The sequence below is a fragment of the Paenibacillus sp. FSL K6-1217 genome (genome assembly GCF_045040735.1).
In the GTDB taxonomy this organism is placed as follows: Bacteria; Bacillota; Bacilli; order Paenibacillales; family Paenibacillaceae; genus Paenibacillus_AQ.
The window spans coordinates 7377675-7400174 of record NZ_CP150271.1 but is presented as its reverse complement, the minus strand read 5'-3'; the positions used below and the strand labels follow the sequence as shown (position 1 = coordinate 7400174).

At 50.1% G+C, this 22500-nt stretch carries 23 protein-coding genes; 2 read left to right on the top strand and 21 right to left on the bottom strand.

Annotated features, from left to right (window positions below; all coding sequences use genetic code 11):
- Positions 1-15 precede the first annotated feature (15 nt).
- The 12 genes from MHH28_RS32335 to MHH28_RS32280 form a co-directional block, all read right to left on the bottom strand.
- Positions 16-1593, bottom strand: coding sequence for an extracellular solute-binding protein (locus MHH28_RS32335; protein ID WP_405109941.1), 1578 nt, complete (start codon positions 1591-1593; stop codon positions 16-18).
- Positions 1594-1660: 67 nt separating this feature from the next.
- Positions 1661-2590 (bottom strand): carbohydrate ABC transporter permease, encoded by a 930-nt coding sequence (locus MHH28_RS32330; protein WP_405109939.1) that lies wholly within the window; start codon positions 2588-2590, stop codon positions 1661-1663.
- 19 nt (positions 2591-2609) lie between these two features.
- Complete coding sequence (locus tag MHH28_RS32325) at positions 2610-3536, bottom strand: ABC transporter permease (protein ID WP_405109936.1); 927 nt, start codon at positions 3534-3536, stop codon at positions 2610-2612.
- A 191-nt stretch (positions 3537-3727) separates the two neighbouring features.
- Positions 3728-5287 carry a response regulator gene (locus tag MHH28_RS32320; protein WP_405109933.1) on the bottom strand — a complete coding sequence of 520 codons (1560 nt, stop codon included), beginning with the start codon at positions 5285-5287 and terminating at the stop codon, positions 3728-3730.
- 66 nt (positions 5288-5353) lie between these two features.
- Positions 5354-7075 (bottom strand): histidine kinase, encoded by a 1722-nt coding sequence (locus MHH28_RS32315; RefSeq protein WP_405109930.1) that lies wholly within the window; start codon positions 7073-7075, stop codon positions 5354-5356.
- 39 nt (positions 7076-7114) lie between these two features.
- Complete coding sequence (galA, locus tag MHH28_RS32310; protein ID WP_405109927.1) at positions 7115-9529, bottom strand: beta-galactosidase GalA; 2415 nt, start codon at positions 9527-9529, stop codon at positions 7115-7117.
- A gap of 152 nt (positions 9530-9681) precedes the next feature.
- On the bottom strand, positions 9682-10686 hold the full coding sequence (locus tag MHH28_RS32305; protein ID WP_405109924.1) for a CapA family protein: 1005 nt from the start codon (positions 10684-10686) through the stop codon (positions 9682-9684).
- 69 nt (positions 10687-10755) lie between these two features.
- Positions 10756-11220 carry a YfbM family protein gene (locus tag MHH28_RS32300; RefSeq protein WP_405109921.1) on the bottom strand — a complete coding sequence of 155 codons (465 nt, stop codon included), beginning with the start codon at positions 11218-11220 and terminating at the stop codon, positions 10756-10758.
- 81 nt (positions 11221-11301) lie between these two features.
- The gene (locus MHH28_RS32295; RefSeq protein WP_405109918.1) at positions 11302-11961 is read right to left on the bottom strand and encodes a class I SAM-dependent methyltransferase; all 660 of its coding nucleotides are present in this window, start codon (positions 11959-11961) and stop codon (positions 11302-11304) included.
- 167 nt (positions 11962-12128) lie between these two features.
- A complete protein-coding gene (locus tag MHH28_RS32290; protein WP_405109915.1) occupies positions 12129-13151 on the bottom strand; it encodes an SDR family oxidoreductase in 1023 nt (340 codons plus the stop codon).
- A gap of 18 nt (positions 13152-13169) precedes the next feature.
- Positions 13170-14108, bottom strand: coding sequence for an aldo/keto reductase family protein (locus tag MHH28_RS32285; RefSeq protein ID WP_405109913.1), 939 nt, complete (start codon positions 14106-14108; stop codon positions 13170-13172).
- Positions 14109-14174: 66 nt separating this feature from the next.
- Positions 14175-14762: a TetR/AcrR family transcriptional regulator gene (locus MHH28_RS32280; protein ID WP_405109910.1), complete on the bottom strand. Its 588-nt coding sequence runs from the start codon at positions 14760-14762 to the stop codon at positions 14175-14177.
- Between the two features lie 181 nt (positions 14763-14943).
- On the opposite strand from MHH28_RS32280, the gene MHH28_RS32275 reads away from it, so the two are divergent.
- Complete coding sequence (locus MHH28_RS32275) at positions 14944-15909, top strand: NADP-dependent oxidoreductase (RefSeq protein ID WP_405109907.1); 966 nt, start codon at positions 14944-14946, stop codon at positions 15907-15909.
- Positions 15910-15913: 4 nt separating this feature from the next.
- Here MHH28_RS32275 and MHH28_RS32270 read toward each other — a convergent pair whose 3' ends face one another.
- A complete protein-coding gene (locus tag MHH28_RS32270) occupies positions 15914-16510 on the bottom strand; it encodes a TetR/AcrR family transcriptional regulator (protein WP_405109904.1) in 597 nt (198 codons plus the stop codon).
- A gap of 122 nt (positions 16511-16632) precedes the next feature.
- Here MHH28_RS32270 and MHH28_RS32265 point away from each other — a divergent pair, with 122 nt between their 5' ends.
- Positions 16633-17178 (top strand): hypothetical protein, encoded by a 546-nt coding sequence (locus MHH28_RS32265; RefSeq protein ID WP_405109901.1) that lies wholly within the window; start codon positions 16633-16635, stop codon positions 17176-17178.
- A gap of 67 nt (positions 17179-17245) precedes the next feature.
- On the opposite strand, the gene MHH28_RS32260 is transcribed toward MHH28_RS32265, so the two are convergent.
- From MHH28_RS32260 to MHH28_RS32225, 8 genes are all read right to left on the bottom strand, one after another.
- The gene (locus MHH28_RS32260) at positions 17246-17851 is read right to left on the bottom strand and encodes a DUF1349 domain-containing protein (RefSeq protein ID WP_405109898.1); all 606 of its coding nucleotides are present in this window, start codon (positions 17849-17851) and stop codon (positions 17246-17248) included.
- 92 nt (positions 17852-17943) lie between these two features.
- Positions 17944-18279, bottom strand: a complete 336-nt coding sequence (locus MHH28_RS32255) for an Imm3 family immunity protein (protein ID WP_405109895.1) — start codon at positions 18277-18279, stop codon at positions 17944-17946.
- Between the two features lie 20 nt (positions 18280-18299).
- On the bottom strand, positions 18300-18656 hold the full coding sequence (locus MHH28_RS32250) for a hypothetical protein (protein WP_405109892.1): 357 nt from the start codon (positions 18654-18656) through the stop codon (positions 18300-18302).
- 1 nt (position 18657) lies between these two features.
- Entirely contained in the window at positions 18658-19113 is a 456-nt protein-coding gene (locus tag MHH28_RS32245) for a hypothetical protein (RefSeq protein WP_405109890.1), read from the bottom strand.
- A 186-nt stretch (positions 19114-19299) separates the two neighbouring features.
- Complete coding sequence (locus MHH28_RS32240; RefSeq protein ID WP_405109887.1) at positions 19300-19713, bottom strand: hypothetical protein; 414 nt, start codon at positions 19711-19713, stop codon at positions 19300-19302.
- A 168-nt stretch (positions 19714-19881) separates the two neighbouring features.
- On the bottom strand, positions 19882-20214 hold the full coding sequence (locus MHH28_RS32235) for a hypothetical protein (protein ID WP_340992029.1): 333 nt from the start codon (positions 20212-20214) through the stop codon (positions 19882-19884).
- Positions 20215-20230: 16 nt separating this feature from the next.
- Positions 20231-21979: a deaminase domain-containing protein gene (locus MHH28_RS32230; RefSeq protein ID WP_405109884.1), complete on the bottom strand. Its 1749-nt coding sequence runs from the start codon at positions 21977-21979 to the stop codon at positions 20231-20233.
- Positions 21980-22088: 109 nt separating this feature from the next.
- A complete protein-coding gene (locus MHH28_RS32225) occupies positions 22089-22367 on the bottom strand; it encodes a WXG100 family type VII secretion target (RefSeq protein ID WP_405109881.1) in 279 nt (92 codons plus the stop codon).
- Positions 22368-22500: the final 133 nt, after the last annotated feature.

Genomic DNA, 22500 nt, shown 5'->3' with positions numbered 1-22500 from the left:
CGTAAGCTTATGCTGTTATTTCTGCGCTGCGAGGAACGCATCGATTTGTTTCTGCATTTCAGTCTGCACCTTGTCCAGACCTGCCGATTTCAGCTGCTTGATCAGGTCTGCCTGGCCCTTGGCCAGATCATCGATCAAGCCGTATTCCAGCGGAATGGCATAACGCAGCATTACGTTACCGATGTTAGCCACTTCATTCTTCACTGGTGTAGTGTCGAAGACGAAGGTTTCCAGCGGGAAGTGATAGATGCTGGACTGCCAAGTGTTGAACATATCGTCCGCTTCCTTAGGATAGGCTGCATCCTGACGGTTCAGCGGGGAGTTCCAGCCCCAGTTCGAGAAGCCCGTGTAGTTAGCGGCAGCAGGACCGGCTGTGAACTTCTTGTCGCCTTCCGGATTATAGTTGCTTCCGGCAATACCATACATCGTCAAGTCGTGAATTTCTTTGTCATTCTGCAGCAGATCCAGCAGCATTAGTGCGCGCTCAGGATTCTTGGAGGTTGCATGCACGGACATCCCGTTCTGCGTCGAGATCGCAGCAATTTTCTTCTTGTCCGGAGTAAGGTCCGCAATGCCCAGTTCTACATCCGGTTTGTCACGGCGCATTTCAGCCAGGTTAGCCGCTACCGTTCCCAGGTTGTGTGCATAAGAGGATACTTTGCCTGCTTTGATATCCTGCCATACATCGTTTTTGTTGCTGACTACGTTCTTGGACCATGCGCCGTTATCGGCCAGGTCTTTGTAATATTGAAGCAGGGAAGTGAATTCCGGTGTGTCATAGATATTGAAGACTTTACCTGTGGCATCATCCAGCTTGTATGCGAGCGGCAGCAGGCTTGCATCCACCAGGTTGAAGTTGTTGTTCTGCTCCAGCAGCGTCTGATCCAGCTCATGGAATTTCCAGCCGTCTGCTGGCTTGGCTCCATAGGCGGTAATGCCTTTTTCGTCCTTGGCAATAGCCTTCAGGTACGTCGCGTACGCTTCAGGACTGTTGATTTCAGGCAGGTTGTGCTTTTTGCGCAGATCCTCACGGTACAGCACCACTTTGTCGGTTACTTCAACATTGTTGTTTGGAACCATGAACAGCTTGCCGTCCACTTTCGCCTGGTCCCAGTTCACTTTCGGCATAGCTTCCCAGGTCTGCGGCATATACTTGCTCAGCATATCCTCCGTCAGCTCCAGGAATCCGCCTTTCAGCGCCTGATCATTATAGAAAGCCCAGTTCGCTGTATATACGAGGTCGAAATCTTCGTTCGCTGCGAATTTCAGCGGGTATTTCTGCGTCCAGTCAGACCAGTCGAGGAATTCAGTTTCTACAGTGGCATTGATTTTCTCCTTGAGCTTGGTGTTCAGCTCTCCGAAGACCTTGTCATAATCCCCCGGCTGTGGCCCGAGCAGAATCATTTTGAGCTTCACTTCTTTGGAGGTGTCCGGAGCGCCTGAATTGGTTGCTCCTTCCGATGTCGCCGGAGCCTTAGTGGCCTCCGCCCCTGTATTAGCGTTATTATTACCGCCACCGCATGCACTGAGGACCGTACCTAGTGCCATCATCGTTGCAAGTGTTACTGTAAGTTTCTTTTTCTTGTTCATCATGACCGATGTTTCCCCCTTAAGTAATAGTTGCCCTAAGTCTTATATTGATAACCAGGTTACCCTGTGATCATCCTTTGACTGCACCAATCGTAAGTCCTGTTACAAAATACTTCTGGATGAACGGATACGCCAGCAGGATTGGTCCTGTAGCCACAATCGTCATGGCCATCTTCAGACTCTCGGTTGGCAGGTCCGTGTTGACCACCGCACCTGAAGCCATCATCGCCTTACGCATTCCATCCATGTTGCCCAGCATTTTGTAGAGATAATACTGCAGCGGCATCAGCTCCGACTTGGAGATGAAGAGCAGTGCGTTGTACCAGTCGTTCCAGTACGCCAAGGCGATGAACAGACCAATGGTCGCCAGGGCCGGCTTGGACAAAGGCACAATCAGCTGCATGAAGATGCGGAAATCGCCTGCTCCGTCAATTTTGGCGGATTCAGTAATGGCATCCGGGATGCTGCCCATGAAGGACTTCATGACAATAATATAGAAGACGTTCATCATCATCGGCAGGATCAGTACCAGGAGCGTGTCCTTCAGATGCAGATAATTGATAATCATCAGGTACCACGGCACCAGACCGCCGCTGAACAATGTAGTGAAGAAGAAGAAGAAGGAGAAGCGGCTGCGCCATTTGAAATCTCTCCGGGACAGCACATAGGCTGTCATTGAGGTCAGGAACAATCCGACGATAGTACCGATGGCCGTAACGGAGATCGTCACGCCATACGCACGGAGCATCTCAGCCGGATATTTGAACAGCAGGCTGTACGCTTCTGTCGAGAAGGCGGTCGGGAAGATCTGGAACCCTTTCTCGATTATCGCGCTCTCCTCGCTCAGCGAGGAGGAAATAACCAGAATGAACGGGAAGATACAGAATATAGCCAGTACCGTAAGGGTTACGTATCCAATGACGGATAGCAACATTTTGTCCCGGCCTGCAGACTTTCTGCGTACTTCCGGTGATTGAATATTAGCAGTTGTTGAACTCATCGGGCATTACCTCCTTGTCCTAGAATAGAGCGCGATCCTTGTCGTATCGGCGTACTGCATAGTTGGCCAGCATGATGGTTGCGAAGCCGAGTATAGATTGGTAGAAGCCGGCTGCTGCAGACATCCCGATTTCATTGGATGTGGTCAGCGAGCGGAAGACGAAGGTGTCGATTACGTCTGTGGATGAGAACAGCAGGCCGTTGTTGCCGACCATGTTGTAGAACATCCCGAAGTCTCCGCGGAAGATATTACCGATCGCCAGCAGCACCAGAATGATGACGGTCGGCATCAGGTTCGGAACCGTGATTTTCATAATACGCTGGAAAATATTCGCGCCGTCAATTTCGGCAGCTTCATACATCTCGGTGTCAATGCTCGTAATCGCGGCCAGATACATGATCGTTCCGTAGCCGAGTGTCTTCCAGGCAGAGACAACAACCAGGATAACCGGCCAGTAAGCTGCCGTATTATAGATATCGACCGGCTGCATGCCCAGGCCTTTCAGCAATACGTTAATAGTACCTACATCGAAGTTGAACAGGTTATACGCAATTGCGCCCACAACAACCCAGGAAATGAAATAAGGCAGGAACAATACCGTTTGGGTCAGCTTGCGGAACCATTTACCCGCTACCTCGAACAGCAGGATTGCTGCGAAGATCTGAAGCACGTTGTTCACAACGATGAATGCGATGTTATATAGCGCAGTATTTCGGGTTACGCGCCAGGCGTCGCCGGAATCAATGAAGAATCTGAAGTTGTCCAGCCCGTTCCATGGACTGCCGAATACCCCGCCCGTATAATCAAATTGCTTGAATGCCAGCACAATGCCCGACATGGGCAGATACGCAAAGAGCAGAAAGAACAATACTGCCGGTGTCAGCATAAGAAGCAAGGATCTGTATTTCTTGACATCGTCCCAGAATCCGTGTTGTTTCTGTTTCATCTTGAATCCCCTTTCCCATTCCCATTTCTCTATAGCTTTATTATAAATAAGCGTCCTTACGGTGTGGATTAGGGCTATCAACTAAAAGTAATACTTTTTCAACGATCCGTTTACATATATACTTTCCAAAAAAACAAAAAACGTTGCCTCTGATTTGAAAACCAGCAATGGCAACGTTTGGCATATGAAACTTATATCTTCTGTTTCTTGCGGTATTCCCCCGGCGTCATGCCGGTGATCTGTTTGAACTGACGGTTGAAATAGATAATGTTCTTATAGCCCATCCGTTCGGCTATCTCATAGATCTTAAGTGTGGGGTCACTGAGCAGCTCGAACACTCTGCCCGTCTTGCGTTCGTTGACGTATTCACTGAAGGGGACGCCATACTCTTCCTTGAACAGGAAGCCCAGATAGTTCGGGGTGAAGTCGAAGTGGGCGGCTACCTCCTTCAGGGTAATCTTCTTCTCCAGATTCTCTTCGACATAGTTCATAATCTCGTCGATCAGCTTGCGTTTCTGCCGCTGCCGCTTCACATACAGCAGCTCCGACAGCTCGAACAACCTCCGCCGCATCCAGGACAGGATGTCATGAATCGTCTCGAACTGGAACAGAATGTCCGGCTGATGCGACTCCCACTGGAGCAGCTCGTACAGATTCTCATTCTGCTGCTGCAGGTCCGCATGCAGCTTGGAGGTGATACGGATAATCAGATCGTAGACATCCTTCTTGCCGGCATTCGTGAACAGCTCCAGCAGATGATCATCAATCGCTACCAGATCATATTGGATAATCGCCTCCAGCAACTGCACAACGGTCTGTTCCACCCTCGCCCCCGGTGTGCCGCGCGGAGAGGACTCCAGATTGTCGCGGATCAGCCGGTTCTTCCCCAGCAGCCACTTCGCACTGAGTGCAGCCGTTGCCTGCTGGTAGGATTCATGCAACTCCGCCTCATCCTGGGCGTAACGCCCGACCCCGATGGTTAGGGTACAGGGGGAGCTCTCGGCCATCCGCTGAATCAGCTCATCCAGCAGACTCAGGAAGCTGTCCGGCGGAAGGCTGCACAGAATAATGAACCGGTGATGGTGGACGGGAATCAGGGTTCCCAGCTTGGTGCTCTCCACGAAAGCCCGGATCAGTCCAGCCATCTGCCGCGTCTTGACACGGGCATCCTCCTCGGACAAGTCGCGCATCTTCCATTCCAGATCATCAATCTCGATGATCGCTGCGGCCGCCCCCTTCATCAGCAGCGGATTGAGGGCGCTGCGCAGATGCTGCTCCGCCGTTTCAGGCGTTGCGTCCTCGAACCAGCGCAGGATCAGCTCCTTGTTCACAAGGGACAGCGCTTCGGTGAAGGAACGGTTCTGCTCCTGTTCCTGCTCCAGAGCAGCAGACAGGGATTCCAGCATGTCGTAGAGATCCTTGTCTTCCACAGGCTTCAATAAATAGCCGGAGGCATTGATCTCAATCGCTTCCTTGGCATAGCTGAAATCCTCATGGCCGCTGATGAAGACAATTTTGACCTTGGGCTGGATGACCTTGGCCCGCCGTGCGAATTCCGTACCCGTCATAATAGGCATCCGTATATCGGACAGGATGATATCAACCCTCTCCTGTTCCATGATCTTAAGCGCATTGAAGCCGCTGTTCGCCGTTCCTACCACTGTAAGATCGAGCGGGCTGGCCAGCACTCTGCGCCGCAGCCACTCCAGATCGATCGCTTCATCGTCAACCAGCAATACATTGATACTCATCGCCATCTTGTCCTCCTGTATTTATACATAACGCTCAAGCCCTAAGTCAGCCGGCAGAAGCCTGCCCTACAGCTCCTCATGATCCTGAAGTCCCGCAGGAAGCAGCAGCCGCACGGTTGTCCCGCCTCCGTAGAAGCTGGCAATACTCACCCCGTATGCATCGCCGTATCTGAGCTTGATCCGTTCATCCACGTTCTTCACCCCGTAGCCGCCCGACTGGCTCGGCCCCTGCATCATCCGCTTGACGGCCTCGGGGCGCATGCCAATCCCGTTATCGATGACCTTGAGTTCAATATTGTCCCCCACCCGCTTACCGGTCAGCCGGATGGCAATGGTCTCACCGAACCAGGCGTGCTTGAATACATTCTCCACAAAAGGCTGAAGCAGGAGCTTAATCACCTGCATATGCAGGATCTCCTCGTCCACATCCACATACAGCGTGAAGGCATCCGCATATTTGACCCGCTGGATCTCCAGATACGTAGCCACCTGATCCAGCTCCTTCTCCAGTTCAATATAGACATTGCCCTGATTCAGCGTCAGCCGGTAGAACCGGGACAGCCCCTGGACCATCTCCGTAACCTTGCCGATCTCGCCCAGATTGGCCAGACTGCTGATCGTAGAGAGCGTATTATAGAGAAAATGCGGATTGATCTGCGCCTGCAGGGCCTCCAGCTCCGCCTGCTTCTTCTGGATTCCCTGCACATACACGCTGTTGATCAGCCCCTGGATGTTGGAGGCCATATCATTGAAGGAATCGGCAATCTGCACGAATTCATCATTGCCGGAGAAGCGGATACGCTTCTGGAAGTTCCCGTCCTGGAAGGAGCGCACCAGGCCTACGATCCGGCTCATTTTGCGTCCCGATATCCGGGCCACCACATACCCGATCAAGGTCATGACCAGGAAGCTCAGACTGCACACTGCGATGATAACCTTGCGCAGGCGTCCGGCATCCTGGGTCAGATACTTTTGCGGAACCATGGCTTCAATGATGAAATCACTGCCCGGAATCTGTTCATGCAGACTGAGGAAATTCTCCTGTCCGCTGCTGTAATTGGCAGGACCCCGCTGGAACAGAACATCCCCGGTCGTCTCCTCCACCAGCCGCAGCGTGATTCCTTCCTCCAGCGGGAAGGTATCGAAGCCGCCGAACAGGTCCTCCAGCGATACTGTAATCCGCACATAACCGATCAGTGACTTGTAATCACTGAAGTTAACGAGTCTGCGTACATGCGAGAGATTGCCCAGCTTCTGGTCCGTATCAATCTGCAGCCACAGATTATCACGCTTGGAATCCTTAAGCGACCGGTACCAAGGACTGCCTGTGATATCATCCAGAGGCAGGATATAGTAATCGCTGGTAATGATCGGCTCATCCAGATTATCCCCGGACACAATGTTCAGATCAGCGTTCGGCGTGTAGAGCATGAAGCGGATCTTGTTCCCGAACAGCTGCAGCGGCGCAGCAATCTGGGGGACAATCTCATCAAGCATCGTCAGATAGATCTCAAACGGCGTCCCCTTCATTTCAAGCGCACGCTGGAACGGCTGGCTGCCGAACAGGTTGTCCGACATCCGCTGAATTTCATCCATCTGATAGCGGATATTGTTCCTCGACTGCTCCATACCTGTGCGGATGTTGGACTCGGCCATCTCTGTTCTGGAATCGGTCAGCATGGAATAGGAGATATAGCCGATGAACACATCCGTGAGGAGAACCAGGAGCAGGTAAGGAATCATCATTTTATAGGTGAACGGCATGTATTTCTTAAGCCTTAGCATCATTCGCTGGACATCCTCTGCAAAGAATTCGTTATAGCTATTCTAGTCCGAAACGGACTGCAGCACCACTTCAGCAGGCACAAGCCCCGTGGATACAGCCCGGAGCTGAATGTCGCCCGCCGCAGCAGAGGTCTGAATCAGAGCCAGACACCATCCGTTAAAAGCGCGCCGCAGCACCGACTTATCCGGCTCATGGCTGCTTGGATTGCCGTTGCCCACGCCGAGCAGCCTGCCTGCGCCCGTCACCTCAAAGCGGATCTCGTGATCTGCTGCCGGAACCACATAGCCCTGCTTGTCCAGCACGGCCACACGTACCGGAATCGTATCCGAATCATCCGCCTGCCCCTCCAGCCGGTCCGGGAACAAGGCAATCCGGTACGGCTCGCCGGCGGTGACCACGGTCTTCTCGGCGATAACACGGCCGCCCCGTTTGCCGGCGGCTTGCAGCTCTCCGGGTTCATAGAGAACCTCCCACGACAAATACCCGTTCGTATCCACCTGCTGTTCACCCAGACTTCTGCCGTTCAGGCTCAGCTCGACCGTCTCGGTATTTGCGAACACCCGCACCTCCACCGGCTTCCCCTCAGACCCGGGCCAGTTCCAGTGCGGAAGCACATGGACCATCGGCTCCTCCCTCCAGACAGACTGCATATAGTAGTAGCTGTCCTTCGGGAAGCCGCAGGTGTCCATCAGCCCGAAATGCGAGTTGATGCAAGGCCAGAGGTGGGGCGTCGGCTCTCCCCGGTAATCGAAGCCCGTCCACATGAACACGCCTGTCAGGAAGCGGTGCTGCACCAGATCGCTCCATGCCTGCTGCGGAGTGCAGCCCCATGAAGGGATATTCGTGCCGTATTCAGAGCAATAACCCCTGACCAGATCATCCTCATAGATGCCCCGCGTGGCGGTATAACTGGCACATTCACTGCCGATCATGAGGCGGTCCGGGTATCGCTCATGATCATGGATATCAATGCTTAAGTCTTGTCTGTGCCCGTAATTATAACCTGTAATCTCGACAGCGTCATTATAGCCATTCTCATGCCAGCCATGGTTCATCGCTGCACAAGTCGGACGGGTCGGATCAATACGGCGCGTCCAGTCTGCCAGTGTCTTCAATACCCGGGCACCTGTCAAGGTGCCTTCAAGCACCTCTTCGTTCTCCAGGCTCCAGATGATTACGCACGGATGGTTGCGGTCACGGTAGAGCATCCGCGACAGCTGGCTTAGGCCGTTCGGGCTGCTGTCCAGCTTACGGTTCTCATCCATCACCAGCATGCCAATCCGGTCACAGATATCCAGCAGCTCAGGCGTTGGCGGATGATGCGCGCTGCGGTAGGCATTGGAGCCCATCTCCTGCAGCAGCTTCAGCTTATATTCAATGAGGCTATCAGGCAGCGCTACGCCGACCCCGGCGAAATCCTGGTGATTGCAGGTCCCCTTGATCAGCAACGGCTCCCCGTTCAGGAAGAACCCCTCCTGCGGGTCGAAGCGGATGCTGCGGATACCGAATACCGTCTCATACCGGTCAAGCTCTTGTCCGGCAACAATAAGGGTAGACTCCGCCTTATACAGATAAGGAGATTCCGGGCTCCAGAGCCTTGGCTGCTCCACGCTGAAGCATTGCTCCAGCTCCATTTCCGCATACCAGTCCGCATAGGCATCTGTAGTCTCAGCGCCGACTCGAATACCGTCCGCATCATAGATGACCGTACGAAGGGATAGCTGCTTGTCTTCGGTGTAATCATTGCGGATACGGGTACGAAGCCGAACCGTGGCCTGTTCCTTCGCTACCTCCGGTGTCGTAATATACGTACCGTATTCGGCCACATGGAGGCGGTCCGTGGACTCCAGCCAGACATGCCGGTAAATACCGCAGCCTTCATACCACCAGCCCTCGCATTCCACGGCATCCACCTTGACGAGTATGACATTCATGCCTTCTTCCCCATAGCGGAGCACATCCGTCAGATCATAGCTGTACCCGATATAACCGCCCTGATGCGAGCCGATCAGATGCCCGTTGACCCAGACCGTGCTTGTACCCGATACCCCGTCGAAGCGGATCTTCCACTTGGAACGCTCAGCGTCCGCAGGAAGCGCGAAGGTTTTGCGGTAGAAGCCCGTTCCGCCGGGCAGATACCCATGGCTGCCGTCCCTTGAGCCTAATCCCTCATCGCGGACATACTCCTGCTCCACGCACCAGTCATGCGGCAGGCTGACTGCCGTCCATTCCAGCTGCTGCTCGCCCATTCCTTTATCATGGTAAGCGATATCCAGCCACTCCCCCTCCCGGAGAGAGCCTGTATCTGTGATACCGCCGGTCATTCCGCCTTTGACTGCATAAGGGATATGAAGCTCCCCTTGATAAAAGCCCCATTCCCTGTCAAAATTCACTTTGCTTCTTGCGACACCCGTTCCCACTTCTGCGTCATCTCCCTTGGAAGAACTAATATTCATATTGTAGAGTAGTTTCACCCCGCGCAGTTAGCACAATGCTAAGAATGAATAGCACAAAATGAAGAATACCCGGAAGACGCCAAACAGCCCGGGGAGGATAAGCAAGCGGCTCCCCCGGGCTTATTTGATATCGCTGATTCATAAGGCTTGCTTCACAGCTTCTCGCTGACTGCTCCGCCTGCGGCAATCTTCGCATTGAAGGAGAGCTGATTCAGCTTCTTGATGGTCTCTTTATTGTAGGCATCCCCCATGAAATTGGGCTGGCCGCCAATGATTTTGACCGGAGTAATGCTGCTGGTGATCCCTGAAGGAGTGACGGAGAAGTTAACCAGCATGGAATGCAGAGTCTTGTCTCCGCCCCGTGTAGAACGGTTGAACACAAAATTGCCCAGTGAATAATAGATCGGCTTATGCTTGTAATATTCAATGCCCATCAGACAATGACTATGTGCGCCAAGGATAATATCCGCGCCGCTGTCGATCATCTGCTTGGCCAGCTTCCGGGCATACGCCTCCGGGTAATCCTTGAATTCCTGATTCCAGTGAATATAGACAACCGTATAATCGTTATCCTTGGCAGACTTCTTGATCGCACTCAGCAGCGGCTCTGTCTTATAGGCGGAGGCTGCACCGGGACTGTTCTTGCCTGCATACCAGGAGGGGTCAGGCAGCACCCGGCTTGTTCCAATAACAGCGATCCGCTTGCCTTTGACGGTCTTGACATACGGTTTGAAGGCTTCCCCGATATTGGCACCCGCACCGGTGTGTCCAATATTATTTTTATCCAGATGGACCAGCGTGTCCAGCATCGCGGTCCGGCCGTAATCCAGAATATGATTATTGGCTACGGTGACACCGTCAATTCCCGCTTTGCTTAATCCCGCAAGTGCCGCCGGCTTGGAGCGGAAGGCGAATGTCTTGCTGGCCGCAGCCCCGCGCACCGAGACTGGAGTCTCCAGATTGGCAAAAGCAAAATCCGCCTTCTGCAGCACCGGCGCTACCTTGGCGAACGGGAAATCAACGCCATACTTGGCAATCTGGTCGCCGACAAAGCCGTCCAGCAGAATATCCCCGGCAAACGTTAGGCGAATCTCCTCCTGCGGAGCAGCCCCTTTGGCGCTTATCCCCGCAGCCGGGACCAGCAGAAGCAGAATCATGAATATAACAGCATATCTGCGCAAAGTTCTCTAGCTCCTTTTTCTAATGTAATATAATAATGACTGTGACTAAGAGATATAGAACACAACGCAGGATGCACTCGCTCTTGCCTGCTGGTAGAACTCCCGGATGGCCTGGAAATAAGTATAGATATAATCAAAAAATTCTTCCGCAACATCATCCTCCATCAGCGGATAGATGCCTTCCTCCATCATCTGCCGGAACGGGTAGTGTTCCCGGAGCCAGGCTTCCTCTATTCCTTCCAGAGCCTCTGCGGTGAGCTTCACCTCATCCGGTTCCAGGGCGAACACCTCGGCATCCGAATAGTGACCGATATAATGACTGCTCAAAGGCACAGCAGCACCCAGAGGCGAAAGATTGCCTTCCTGTCCGCCATTCAATATATAATGCAGGGCTTGCCAGGACTTATCAATATCAAGCTTGGGACCGATTTCGTGCAGGCTCACTTCTTCTGTCCGGATCGACTGAAGCAGCTCAGCATTTACAGCGAGATAATTGCCGATCATCCCCATGAGATTGTCTCCTTCTTTCTTCTGTCTTGAAGCCATTCTACTACAATGGAAGGAAACAACCAAATGATGGGTGAATCTTTGCTAGATTTGCGCCTTCTTCAGCACTGCCCGGAAGCAGCTCAGGCCGCCCCACTGATCTGTACGCACGGCATCTGCCGGAAGATTGAAGTCCGTCTCGCCCCAATACTGAAATCCGGCCTGCAGCAGAATCTCATTCATCCGTGGCAGATTCACCGTTGGATGATCAAAGGTCAGCACCAGCAGCCCTTCTCCATTAAGCGTTCTATGAAACTCACGGACGGCCAGCACCGCTTCCTGCACCGACAGGTGCTCCAGCACCGAGATACAAAAAACCGTATCAAAGCTCTCATCCTCATAAGGCAGCGAGGTCAGATCAGCCTGGGCCAGATGCAGCCTGTTCACAGGTCCGGCCTCCACCTGCCGGGCTGCCGCTTCACCGATATCCTCCGTAATATTCTTCAGGATCTCTCCCTGCGACAGAATACGGGCATCCTTATCACAGGCATGGACCTCGGCACTATGCTCGGCAAGGTAGAATTTGAGCGGATGTGATATTCCGCAGGCCGCATCCAGCACCACATCATGCGGCGAGATGAAATGGGTACACCATTCATATTCATAAGGACGGCTCCACCAGGCTTCCGGCAAATCATAAATCAGCTTGTCACGGCGTGCATCGGTATTCACAAAAAAACGGGAGACGTAAGGATGTGTCGGCATGGCCAGGACTCCTTTACTCGAGGGGATTTCGGTAGTCAGAGTATATTCACGAATCCGGGTTTCATGCTACACCTGTGTTATAAGCTAACACCGCTTATACAAAAACAGGCACCATCCTCTATGGACAGCACCTGTTCAGGTATGAAGAAATATACTATTAGTTCACTTTACACGTAATAGCTAAGCAGCTTCGCATCCACGCCGTGTCTCGCAATCAACCCGTCCAGCATTTTGCACCAGTCATGGTCTGAGGTGCAGCGTTCCGGCCGGGCTTCGAACCAGGCAACCGACCGTTTCACTCCCTCCGCGAACGGCAGGGTGGCCTGGAAGTCAGGCACCAGACGCTTGATCTTGCTGTTGTCGAACACACTGCTGACCGCCTGATCTCCGATCAGCCCGTCCGCCGTTCCGGCCGGAGTATTCGCAGCGATGAAATCTGTAGACATATGCACCACCTTCGGCTCGCGGCCTGCCGCCTGCCCGATGGCCGCGTAGATCTGATTCCAGTTCAGCACCTCGTCAGAGGTAATATGAACCGCTTCTCCAATCGCCTCCGGAAGGCCCAGCAAACCGACAAAGCCTTTGGCAAAATCCGTGTTATGCGTCAATGTCCATAGAGAGGTGCCATCGCCATGAATCACAAGTGGCTGGCCCTTGCGGATGCGTTCCACCAGCGACCATGGATGGCTCCAGCTGGTCAGCGCCGCCGGAATGGCTGTATCTCCGTACGTATGGGATGGACGGACAATCGTCACCGGGAAGCCGCTGCTCTGATACGCTTCCAGAAGCAGCTGCTCGGAGGCAATCTTGTCCCGGGAATACTGCCAATAAGGGTTCACCAGCGGGGTCTCCTCAGTGATCAGGTAATTACGCTGCGGCTTCTGGTAGGCGGAAGCCGAGCTGATATAGATATACTGCCGCGTCTTGCCAGTGAACAGGTCAATATCCGTCTGCACATGCTCCGGCGTGAAGGCAATCCAGTCGACTACAACATCGAAGTCATACCCTTTAAGTGCCTCGACTGCCTGCTCCTTGTCACGGATATCACCGTGTATCACCTGTGCGCCCTGCGGCACGAAGCTGCTGCGCTCGCCACGGTTGAACAGATACAGTTCTATTCCCCGTTCCACTGCCAGCCGGGAAACCGCCTGACTGATAAGTCCCGTTCCTCCGATAAATAGAACCTTCATCTGTATCCTCCCTCTCTCTTAGCCGATAATTTCATCAATCCGTGCCAGTATATCCTCATTCAGCTCAATGCCCGAAGCCTTCACATTCTCCTCCACCTGCTCCGGGCGGCTGGCGCCGACCAGGGCACTGGATACATTAGGCTGGCGCAGAATCCAGGCCAGTGCCAGATTGCCTACAGAGAGATCCAGCTCAGCGGCAATCTTGCCCAGCTCCTGAACCTTCGTGATCTTCTCCCCGGTAATTCCCTTGCGCACCCAGTCCAGCCGGGCAGCCCGGCTGTCTGCCGGAATATCGGAGACCGAGCTGTATTTGCCGGTCAGCAGGCCTTGAGCGAGCGGGGAGAATACGACTTGTCCGATTCCCTTACGCAGCCCAAGCGGGATAATCTCCTTCTCGATATAACGTTCGAACATATTATAGACCGGCTGATTGACCACGATATGATCCAGCAGATAACGGTCGGCAACCGCAAGGGCTTCGGTCATCTGCGCCGCTGTCCATTCGCTGACTCCTACATAGAGCACCTTGCCCTGACGGACGAGATCATCCAGTGCCCGCAGCGTTTCTTCAATTGGAGTCTCTGGATCATAGCGGTGGCAGTACAGCAGATCCACATATTCAGCACCCAGCCGCTTCAGGCTGGCATGACATTGCTCGGTAATATGCTTACGGGACAGACCGCGGTCATTGGGACCGTCGCCCATTACCCCGAATACCTTAGTCGCCAGCACGTAGGATTCGCGCGGATAGCTGCTCAGGGTAGCTCCCAGCACCTTTTCCGCCGCACCCTTCTCATAGACATTCGCGGTATCAAAAAAATTAATGCCCAGGGAGTAAGCGGTTTCAATGGCCTTAACGGCATTCTCCTGATCCACATACCCTCCATAGGTCAACCAGCTTCCCAGGCTGATCTCACTGACCTTAAGTCCGGTCCCACCTAATCTGCGGTATTTCATTAATCTCTTGCTCCTCTCTGAATCCGGCGGGTCCCGCCAACCGGTTGCTATATGCACCTATTCATTCTAGAACAAATTGGTAGAAATAGAAAGCGGAGCGGACGGCGGAACCATCTGATTACGCTCCATCAACGCCCATAGTTGCGCTGCCAGCTCTGCTGATGAATACGGAGTTGCACGCGTAACCAGCTGTTCGATCATGCCGGTCATCGCCACCGCCAGAAATTGCACCAGTATTCCCTTGTCCAGCTTCCGGTTCATGCCGCTCATATCCATCTGTTTGTCGAACCCCCGCATCAGTACCGCCAGCAGACGATTTCTGAACGCGGGAACCCCTGGATTGGCCAGCGCCGCTGCATAGAAGGACGCGTGCTCGTCCAGGTAACGGAAGGTATAGTGCAGAGCTGCCTCCGTGGGAAAAAGCGCCTGTTCGCCGCATGGCAGACAGCTGTCAATCAGCTGGACAAAATGTGTCCGGATGCACTGATCCAGCAGATCGTATTTGTCGGTATAATGCGAATAAACGGTGCCCCGGCTGACATTGGCCCGCTCGGCAATTTCATTTATCGTGATCTGTTCGAAGTTCTTCTCGGCAATCAGCTGGATAAATGCCCCGATAATGGCGTCCCGTGATTTACCTATCCGTCTGTCCATAGGCAACTCCTTCCTGGCCCGTTCTCCCTGAATTGAACACTTCTCCAGATTCTGTACAGTACTGAACGGATTCTGAAAATCTAGCAATTGATGCGGCTATACCACACTGGTAGGATCATTATAGTGAACGTCTACCTGTAAATCAACAGAGGTTCAAATACAAGGATTGGAGGATTCAGCTATGCGTGCAGTTGTTATTGAAGATTATGGAACTCCGGGAGTATTCACAGAACAAACACTGCCTGCTCCTTCTATCACCGGGACTCAGGTGCTCATTGAGATGTACGCCGCCACTGTCAGTTCCGCAGACCAACTGGTGCGCTCAGGCGCATTCAAGAATGGGATGCGGCTTCAGTTCCCGCATGTGCTGGGGATAGAGGCAGCTGGAGTAGTGAGGGCGACTGGACAAAATGTGTCACAGCTGCAGGTGGGTGACCGTGTTATGGGACTCTCAAGGTCCGGCGGCTGTTACGCGGACTTCATCGCGCTGGAAGAGCAAGCAGCCGTTGTCCTTCCCCCGGAGCTATCCTTTCAGGAGGCGGCAGCCTTGCCGGCCTCTGCCTTGACCGCCTGGCAGGCTTTATTCCAATATGGCAGGCTGCTTTCCGGCCAGCGGATTCTTATCCACGCAGGCGCAGGCGGCGTAGGACATCTTGCGGTGCAAATGGCCAAGCAGTACGGCGCCTATGTCATTGCCACAGCCCGGGCGAATAACCACGAATTTGTGCGGCAGCTTGGAGCAGATGAAGTCATTGACTACACGACAACAGATTTCGCTGAGGCGGCAGGCACAGTAGATATTGTTCTGGATATGGTTAGAGATACCGCTGTGGATGCGGATACAGGAATAGGAGCAACCGAACGGAAGAACCTCCAGATTCTGCGGGACAACGGCAGGCTGATCTCTCTGGTAGACCCGCAGATCGCCACTCATCCGGTGGTGCGCGGAATCGAAGCCCGGTTTGCTTATATCGAGCCGAACGCTAAGGATCTGGCTTCCATTATCCGGCAAGTACATGAGCATAAGCTTAGGGCACATATCGAGGAGATTTTTCCGTTTACCGTACAGGGAATATCCGCTGCACATCTTCTTTATGAAAGCAGGAAGGTGCGGGGAAAATTAGTAATCGTGCGGCAACAGGAATAGACGATTATATCGTACTTGGAATACAGATAGATTCCAGGTGAATATTCAGCACCCGGCTCGCCCGTTGTTTATTCACCCTGTCCGGCTCAAGCATGGCATGGAGGGCCAGGCCGTCAATCAGAGCATACAGCCGTTCGGCTTCATCGTCCTTATCCAGCCCCTGCTTGAAGAGCGCATGCTGATCCAGATAGTCAATAATTTGGACAATCAGCGGATAGATCGCATCATTAAGCTCAGCAGGCTTCTCCACGGCAGTCTTGAGGTGGAAGGTAAAAGCGAACCATACCTCCATCTCAGCCATGCTGCTGTCATCCGTTGGGAGCAGCTCCAGCAGTACCTTCAAAATCTGCTCCCGTGGAGGAAGCTCCGACTGCATAATATCCACAATCCTCGCTGTTACGCGCTCCTTCACCAGATTCATAGCAAACTCCAGCAATTCCTGCTGGGTAGAGAAATAATGGCGCAGCGCGCCCAAGGAAACCCCCGCCTCGGCAGCAATATTACGCACCGTAGCCCCTTTGATTCCCTGTCTTATAATTACCCGCCAAGTGGCTTCGGCAATATTCGATTTTCGTTCGGAATGATCTACAATTTTTGGCATGACCATATTGTAGCATACCCGAAATGATAAGCACAATTTAAATAATACAGTTGTATTATTTAAATTTCGCTGTTATACTTCGACTAAACATACTTATTATCAACTATAACAAGGGGTGCGATATGAATCTGGTGGCATGGGCGATTGTTACCTGTGAGGTGTTGTTCTGGGTAGTCATTCTTGCAGGCTTTACAGCGCGTTATATCTTCAAGCGGCCTACACTGGGGCTGATTTTTCTGGCGATGACTCCGGTCCTCGATATCCTTCTCTTAATGATCTCCGGCGTGGATTTGGCACGGGGCGCTACCGCTACGACAGCACATGCGCTTGCAGCTGTGTATATCTCCGTGTCTCTTGTATTCGGTAAAAGTATGATCGCCTGGGCAGACGAACGCTTCCGCTACTATGTTACCAAGCAAGGGGCGAAGCCGGCCAAGCGTTACGGCATGGACCACGCCAAGCATTATTTCAAGAGCTGGGTGAAGCACTTGCTCTCTTTTGTGCTCGCAGCCGGGATTCTATATGGTCTCATTATCTGGATTGACGACGCCACCCGCACGGAAGCCCTGCAAAGTATTCTAACCGTATGGTCCGTGGTTGTCGGCATCGACCTGATCATCACTGTTACCTATTTCATCTGGCCCAGACAGGCCAAAGGTTCTAGCTAAGCCCCGCCAGGAGCGGCTGGTTCAACGGAAATATCTTCAGGCTGGTGTAGCTGCAAAAAAAGCCGGCTTATACGCCGGCTCTTATATTTTTCACCGTCCGCTGCTCCAGTGAGAAATCCTTGTATATTCTATCCCCGCCATCGCCGGTAGGGGCCTGCGCCAACAACCCGACCTTGATCGTCTCCTCTACCGGCAGGCTGAAGAAGCGCATCATATCAAACCGTACACCGTCCGTCGAATAATGAAAAGCAAAAGCATTCCCGGATCTGGCGGCCTGCAGCCATACCTCATTGCCCTCAATATTGCAGCCATTAGCATCATCCGAGGTCTGGTTCGTAACTACGCTGACCACCGCATGGGTATCGAAGTCTGTCAGTTCAAAGCAGGCCTTCGCCCAGACCGACAGGTCCTGCATGATCATAATGGAAGAAGAATCGTACGTGTCCCGGAAGTCATGACTTACCTTCACCCGCAGTACAAAATCCCCGGTTACCTCAGTATAGAAGAACGGCGCATTAGTCAGACTCTCAGGCGTCAGCCCTTCCTCCGCAACCGCCCCGTTATTGCAGAAAAAATCGCTGTTGGCAGTGGCCTCTATTATAATACTGTCATCCTCAAACCTTACGTTCCCCTCATTCATCCACTGGTATGCTGCGAAATCAGTCTTGGTCATTTGGTAGTCCTCCTATTTTTGGGAAATTCAAAATATATTTCTATCTTCTGCTAAATCCCAGTTTATACTATTGATTCGTTTTTTTGCATCCATTAAATACATAGCTTAACCTTCACTTTTTGAGCAATTCTGCTCAAATCCTCAATATCTTCCTTCTCTAACTCATTGGCGAATTTATCAATATTAAAATCCTTAATTATATTTTCCACCTCATCGAGGATTCGTTGTGAGACTACACCTTTATCAATTTGTAAATCTGCTAGGCAAACATAAAATATAATTTTCTCAACTTCTCCCTCCTCTATAACATTGGATAATTCGTACAAGCATCTCCCTCCTGCTTGGAGAGTATTTAGTCCATCGCTTATTGAATTATTAAAAACTTCTCGTATATATTCACTAAGTTCTGAATAACTCCAATCTTTCATATGTTCCCCTTCCCCATTCATCAACCTCTGCTTATACTTTCCGAAATTCTTTTCACAATCTCCTTATCCCAGTCATCAAGATCAGCCATCAATTCCTCATATTTTCTTTTTGATTTCAAAGTATCTATAGCAAAAAGTGCAGCTAAACTATAATGTCCTATTGTGTCAATGCCAAAAAGTTTATTTACATTTGGGTCTCTGAATTTGCTGATACAAGTCAGCTTATGGATAATCTCTTCATTGCACAGCTTTCTGACGATAATCTGACTTATTGCGCTGACTAAAACCTGATTATGTTGAATATCTAAACACTTAATAATTTCTTTATCGTTTAATTTACCTTCTCTTATTTCTTTTGATAAAATTAAAGGCTTCACTTTACTTCACCTCTAACTTACGCCAATAATTTAGAGGATAAGCCGATGTACCAACCAGCATTTCGCCTTGTCGGATACAAAAACTTCCCCCTCGTTCCAGCAATTTTATCATCGGCTCGTACAAATCCCTATATTCGTTCGCTTCATCAACACCCTCATCTACTAATGAACAAATTTCTAAATGGTAATAACATATTGCTTTTATGTACAAATTATTAATGTTTTCGAGGATTGGACAAGCTTTCATTATATCGATATGAATGCTTTTTTGAAGAATGCTAGCAATACGAATTAATGGGTAGTTATCAGTACTAATATATAATGTATCCAGCACTACATTAATCCTTCTAAAATATTCACTAATTAATACGTGATGCGATTCACAAAATTTATTTCCTGCCTTTTCAAAATCGATTAAGGATATACGGTTTACAGTATTATTGAGTAGTTCCCCCACCTAACGTCACCTCGCTCATTTAACAAATTTTAAAGCGGATAACTATTGAACCTCTCCTTGACCAATCCTGAAAACTCATTGGGATTGTATTTGATTAATAATTCTTCAATAGAATTTAAATAGCTTGTGATCTTGCTGTAAGGCGATTATTGCAAAGACAACAAAAATAGACGGATTATCATAAAATCACAAATGAATTTTCGCAAGAAAATCTTGAAGGATTTTTTTTACTGGAAGGCTAGCTGTGAGTAATAGATCGTTCACCCGTTTAAATATCTCCTGGTTATCCAATATCATTTTTTTACTGTCTTGATCTGTATAACTCCGCAATGTATCAATGCATATCTCGAATAATTCCTCATCATTTATAGCGAGCAATAACAGTAGAATATTAAGTTCATATACATTACATTCATTATCCAAACAGTATGCTAATTTCCTCTGCCAATCTATTGGTTTACTAAGCACTTGATTAGACAATTCGTCCCAATCCCTTGGATCAAAATCCGAGAGTATCTCGCTTGCAATGACACAGCCATCATCGTACCAAGAATCTACTGTTGTATCCGCACATAAAAGGTTATCTAGTTCTTTGTACATTTTGATGCCTCCTATTAATTTATAAATTAAAAACCTGATGGGCGTGATGCGTTTATCTTGCCTGTTGGGTAACCGCTTGTAAGATTATCACCAACTTTGATTACATCAATTTCCAAATGTATTCTCTGAGTTCTTTATAACTCCAATCTTTCATGTGTTTCCCTTCCTCTACCCATTCATCGATCTCTGCTTATATTTTTCGATATCCTGCAAAACCTTCTTAGCATCCTCAGTTGCTAATTCTTGCTTTAATGTTGTGGAGGAAATATCAATAATACTATTTAATTCACTTTGTATATCTTCTCTAAGATAATTTTTTTCAAGAGAAAGAAGAGCAACTGTCAAATAAACAACTAGTTTTTCAACGTTACTCCTTACGATTCCACGATGATATTCAACAAGCAATTTTTCTGTTACTTGCGATAATGATAAGCCTTCCTCCAAAAATTCTTCAAAATCTTCCGTAATAAACTGTTCAAGTTCTTTATAATTACTTAACATCGATCCCGCTCCCCATCTAATTTTTAAATTCACCAGAGTAAACATTCAATTTAATATTAGGGTACTCTTGTCTGAATTTTATAATAATATCGGAACAACTTCTACAAGCTGGTAATTCTGTGTATAAATCAATTTGACCTTTAGCTTGCTTGTTATTCCCTAATTGATGTGCTATATCTTCTAAAATTTTTCGCTCTGTATCATTATTCCTTGGAAAAGCTCCTTCACCGTCTACTTCTCCTTTTTGGTTCACTGATTTTGCAGGAAATTGGCCTTCCCCTGTTACTGAAGAAAATCCATCATGATTATCCTGATGAATCCTACTATGTGCTTTAAACTCTGTTTTAAGCCCGGTTATATTCACATCTGCCACCGCAACATTACCGTAATTCTTATATTTATTTGACAATGTATTTCGAATAGCCTGTGTTCTCACTTGGAACAGTTCAACTTTTTGAACGTAAGCAAAATCCCCAAACCGTCTAACCCCAGAATCGAAATCCTCCAGCAAAGATTTCGCGGGGCCCTTAACCTCTACCTCATCCAACGCTTTTATCTTACCAAAAGAGCTTCCAGTTATTCCAGCCTCAGGCTCTATTTGTCTGTTCTTTTGCATTCCTGTCTTTACATTAACGGTTCCCGTTCCGAAGACTTCACTGATCCGGTCTGCACTGGCTGCTCCGCGCAAGGTAGACTCGAACTCGCTGGATAGATCACTGAGTACGAATTGCTGCTCGATTTGCATCCCATAGAATTGGGCGGAGAGCACTTGCTCCAGTTGCGTCTTGGGCTGCGGTTTCTCTCCTGTAAATAGTTCAATGAGCGGGTCCACCATGTATTTATCGATAAAATCCTTTTTGCCCGGCTGACTCTCCCAATCTGCCAAATCTGGCATGATACCTCCTGCATGTATAGCCTGCAACTGGCCTTTCGCCCACCCGCCTTTATCTCCAGGCTCCATGGCCATCCGCAGCAGCAGCAGATAGGATTCATTCTTAGGCAGCGGCACACTCTTTGTTAAGATGGAGGGATCGTAGTCACATGCCTGAAGCACCGGTTGCTTGAAGTACATACTCAGGTCTTTACCCGCTGTATAGTGCACTTCATCTATCCCCAGTGAAGCCAGTGTCTGGCGCGCTTCTTCTGCCTGCAGATGCACTGCATTCATCTGACTCTTGTTCCCAAAGCTCTCGTAGACTCTATAAGCCATTTGTGCCTTCGCAATCTGATCCCGCGCTGTGAAGATATCCTTTAGCTTAATCTCGGCGGCAATAGCACCGAGGCTTCCAGACCTTGAGGTTTGGATCGTCAGCCGGAGATGCTTCACCGCAGGATCGCTATCCAGCTCATCCCGTCCCGGCAGGGCAGCAAACGAATGAATTAGATTTGTAACTACCTTTTGTGCAAAAGGAGGGATTGGCGTTCGTCCGCCAACCGCTTGTGTCCCATAACTCCCGAGCATCCCTGCGAATGCACTGAATTGCTGATCCCACAGGTCCGCATTTCGTGCATTCTCCGCCTGGAGTCCTTCGACCCCCTTAAGGGCAGTTCGGATGATATCCTCCAGCTTCTCTGCCTCTGCGGTTAATTCGTTCATTAGCATCTGTGCTTTCATTAGATGGTCACCCACAGGAATACCGCTCCAACTACCCGCCTGGCCTTTCATCTGCAGATACAGCCGGTTCGTATCTTGGCTCACCTGTCCTATTTTCGTCTGCAGGTGCCGGACTTGCTCTGTATCAAATATAAGCTTTGCTGAAGCCATATGCTTCCTCCCCAATTGCAGCTCATAAAATTAGCTATGCAGTGTTCTGCATAGCTAATTGCCTTCTTATGTAGTAAAGCTCATGGAGTATGGGTATTAACAAATCATTTTAGAAGCCGGATTGTGCCTTAATGACTGCCTGCGACAGCTCTTTGTACTTATCGGATACATTGTTCATGTGATCTCCCAAACCCTTCAGTGCCTCGGAGAATTGCTTGAACGTTTTGTCCATAGCATTAACTTTTTCCGTGAAATTCTTGGCAGCAGCATCATCCCATACCTGATTAAGATTCTGTGTAGTAGTTTTAACATTTTTAATTAGTGTGTCGAAATCCGCCTTTTGCTTCAGGATAACGCTTGCCTGCTTCTTCAGTCCTTCATAGTCCAATGTAACTTTAGGGCTTGCCATCATTAACCGCTCCTTTGATTAAATGTTTTATATAAAAATGAATTCGGAAAGTCCTGTAAGTCTATTAGAAATTCCAAATTCATTAATATAGCATCCGTATGCTCTTCCATTA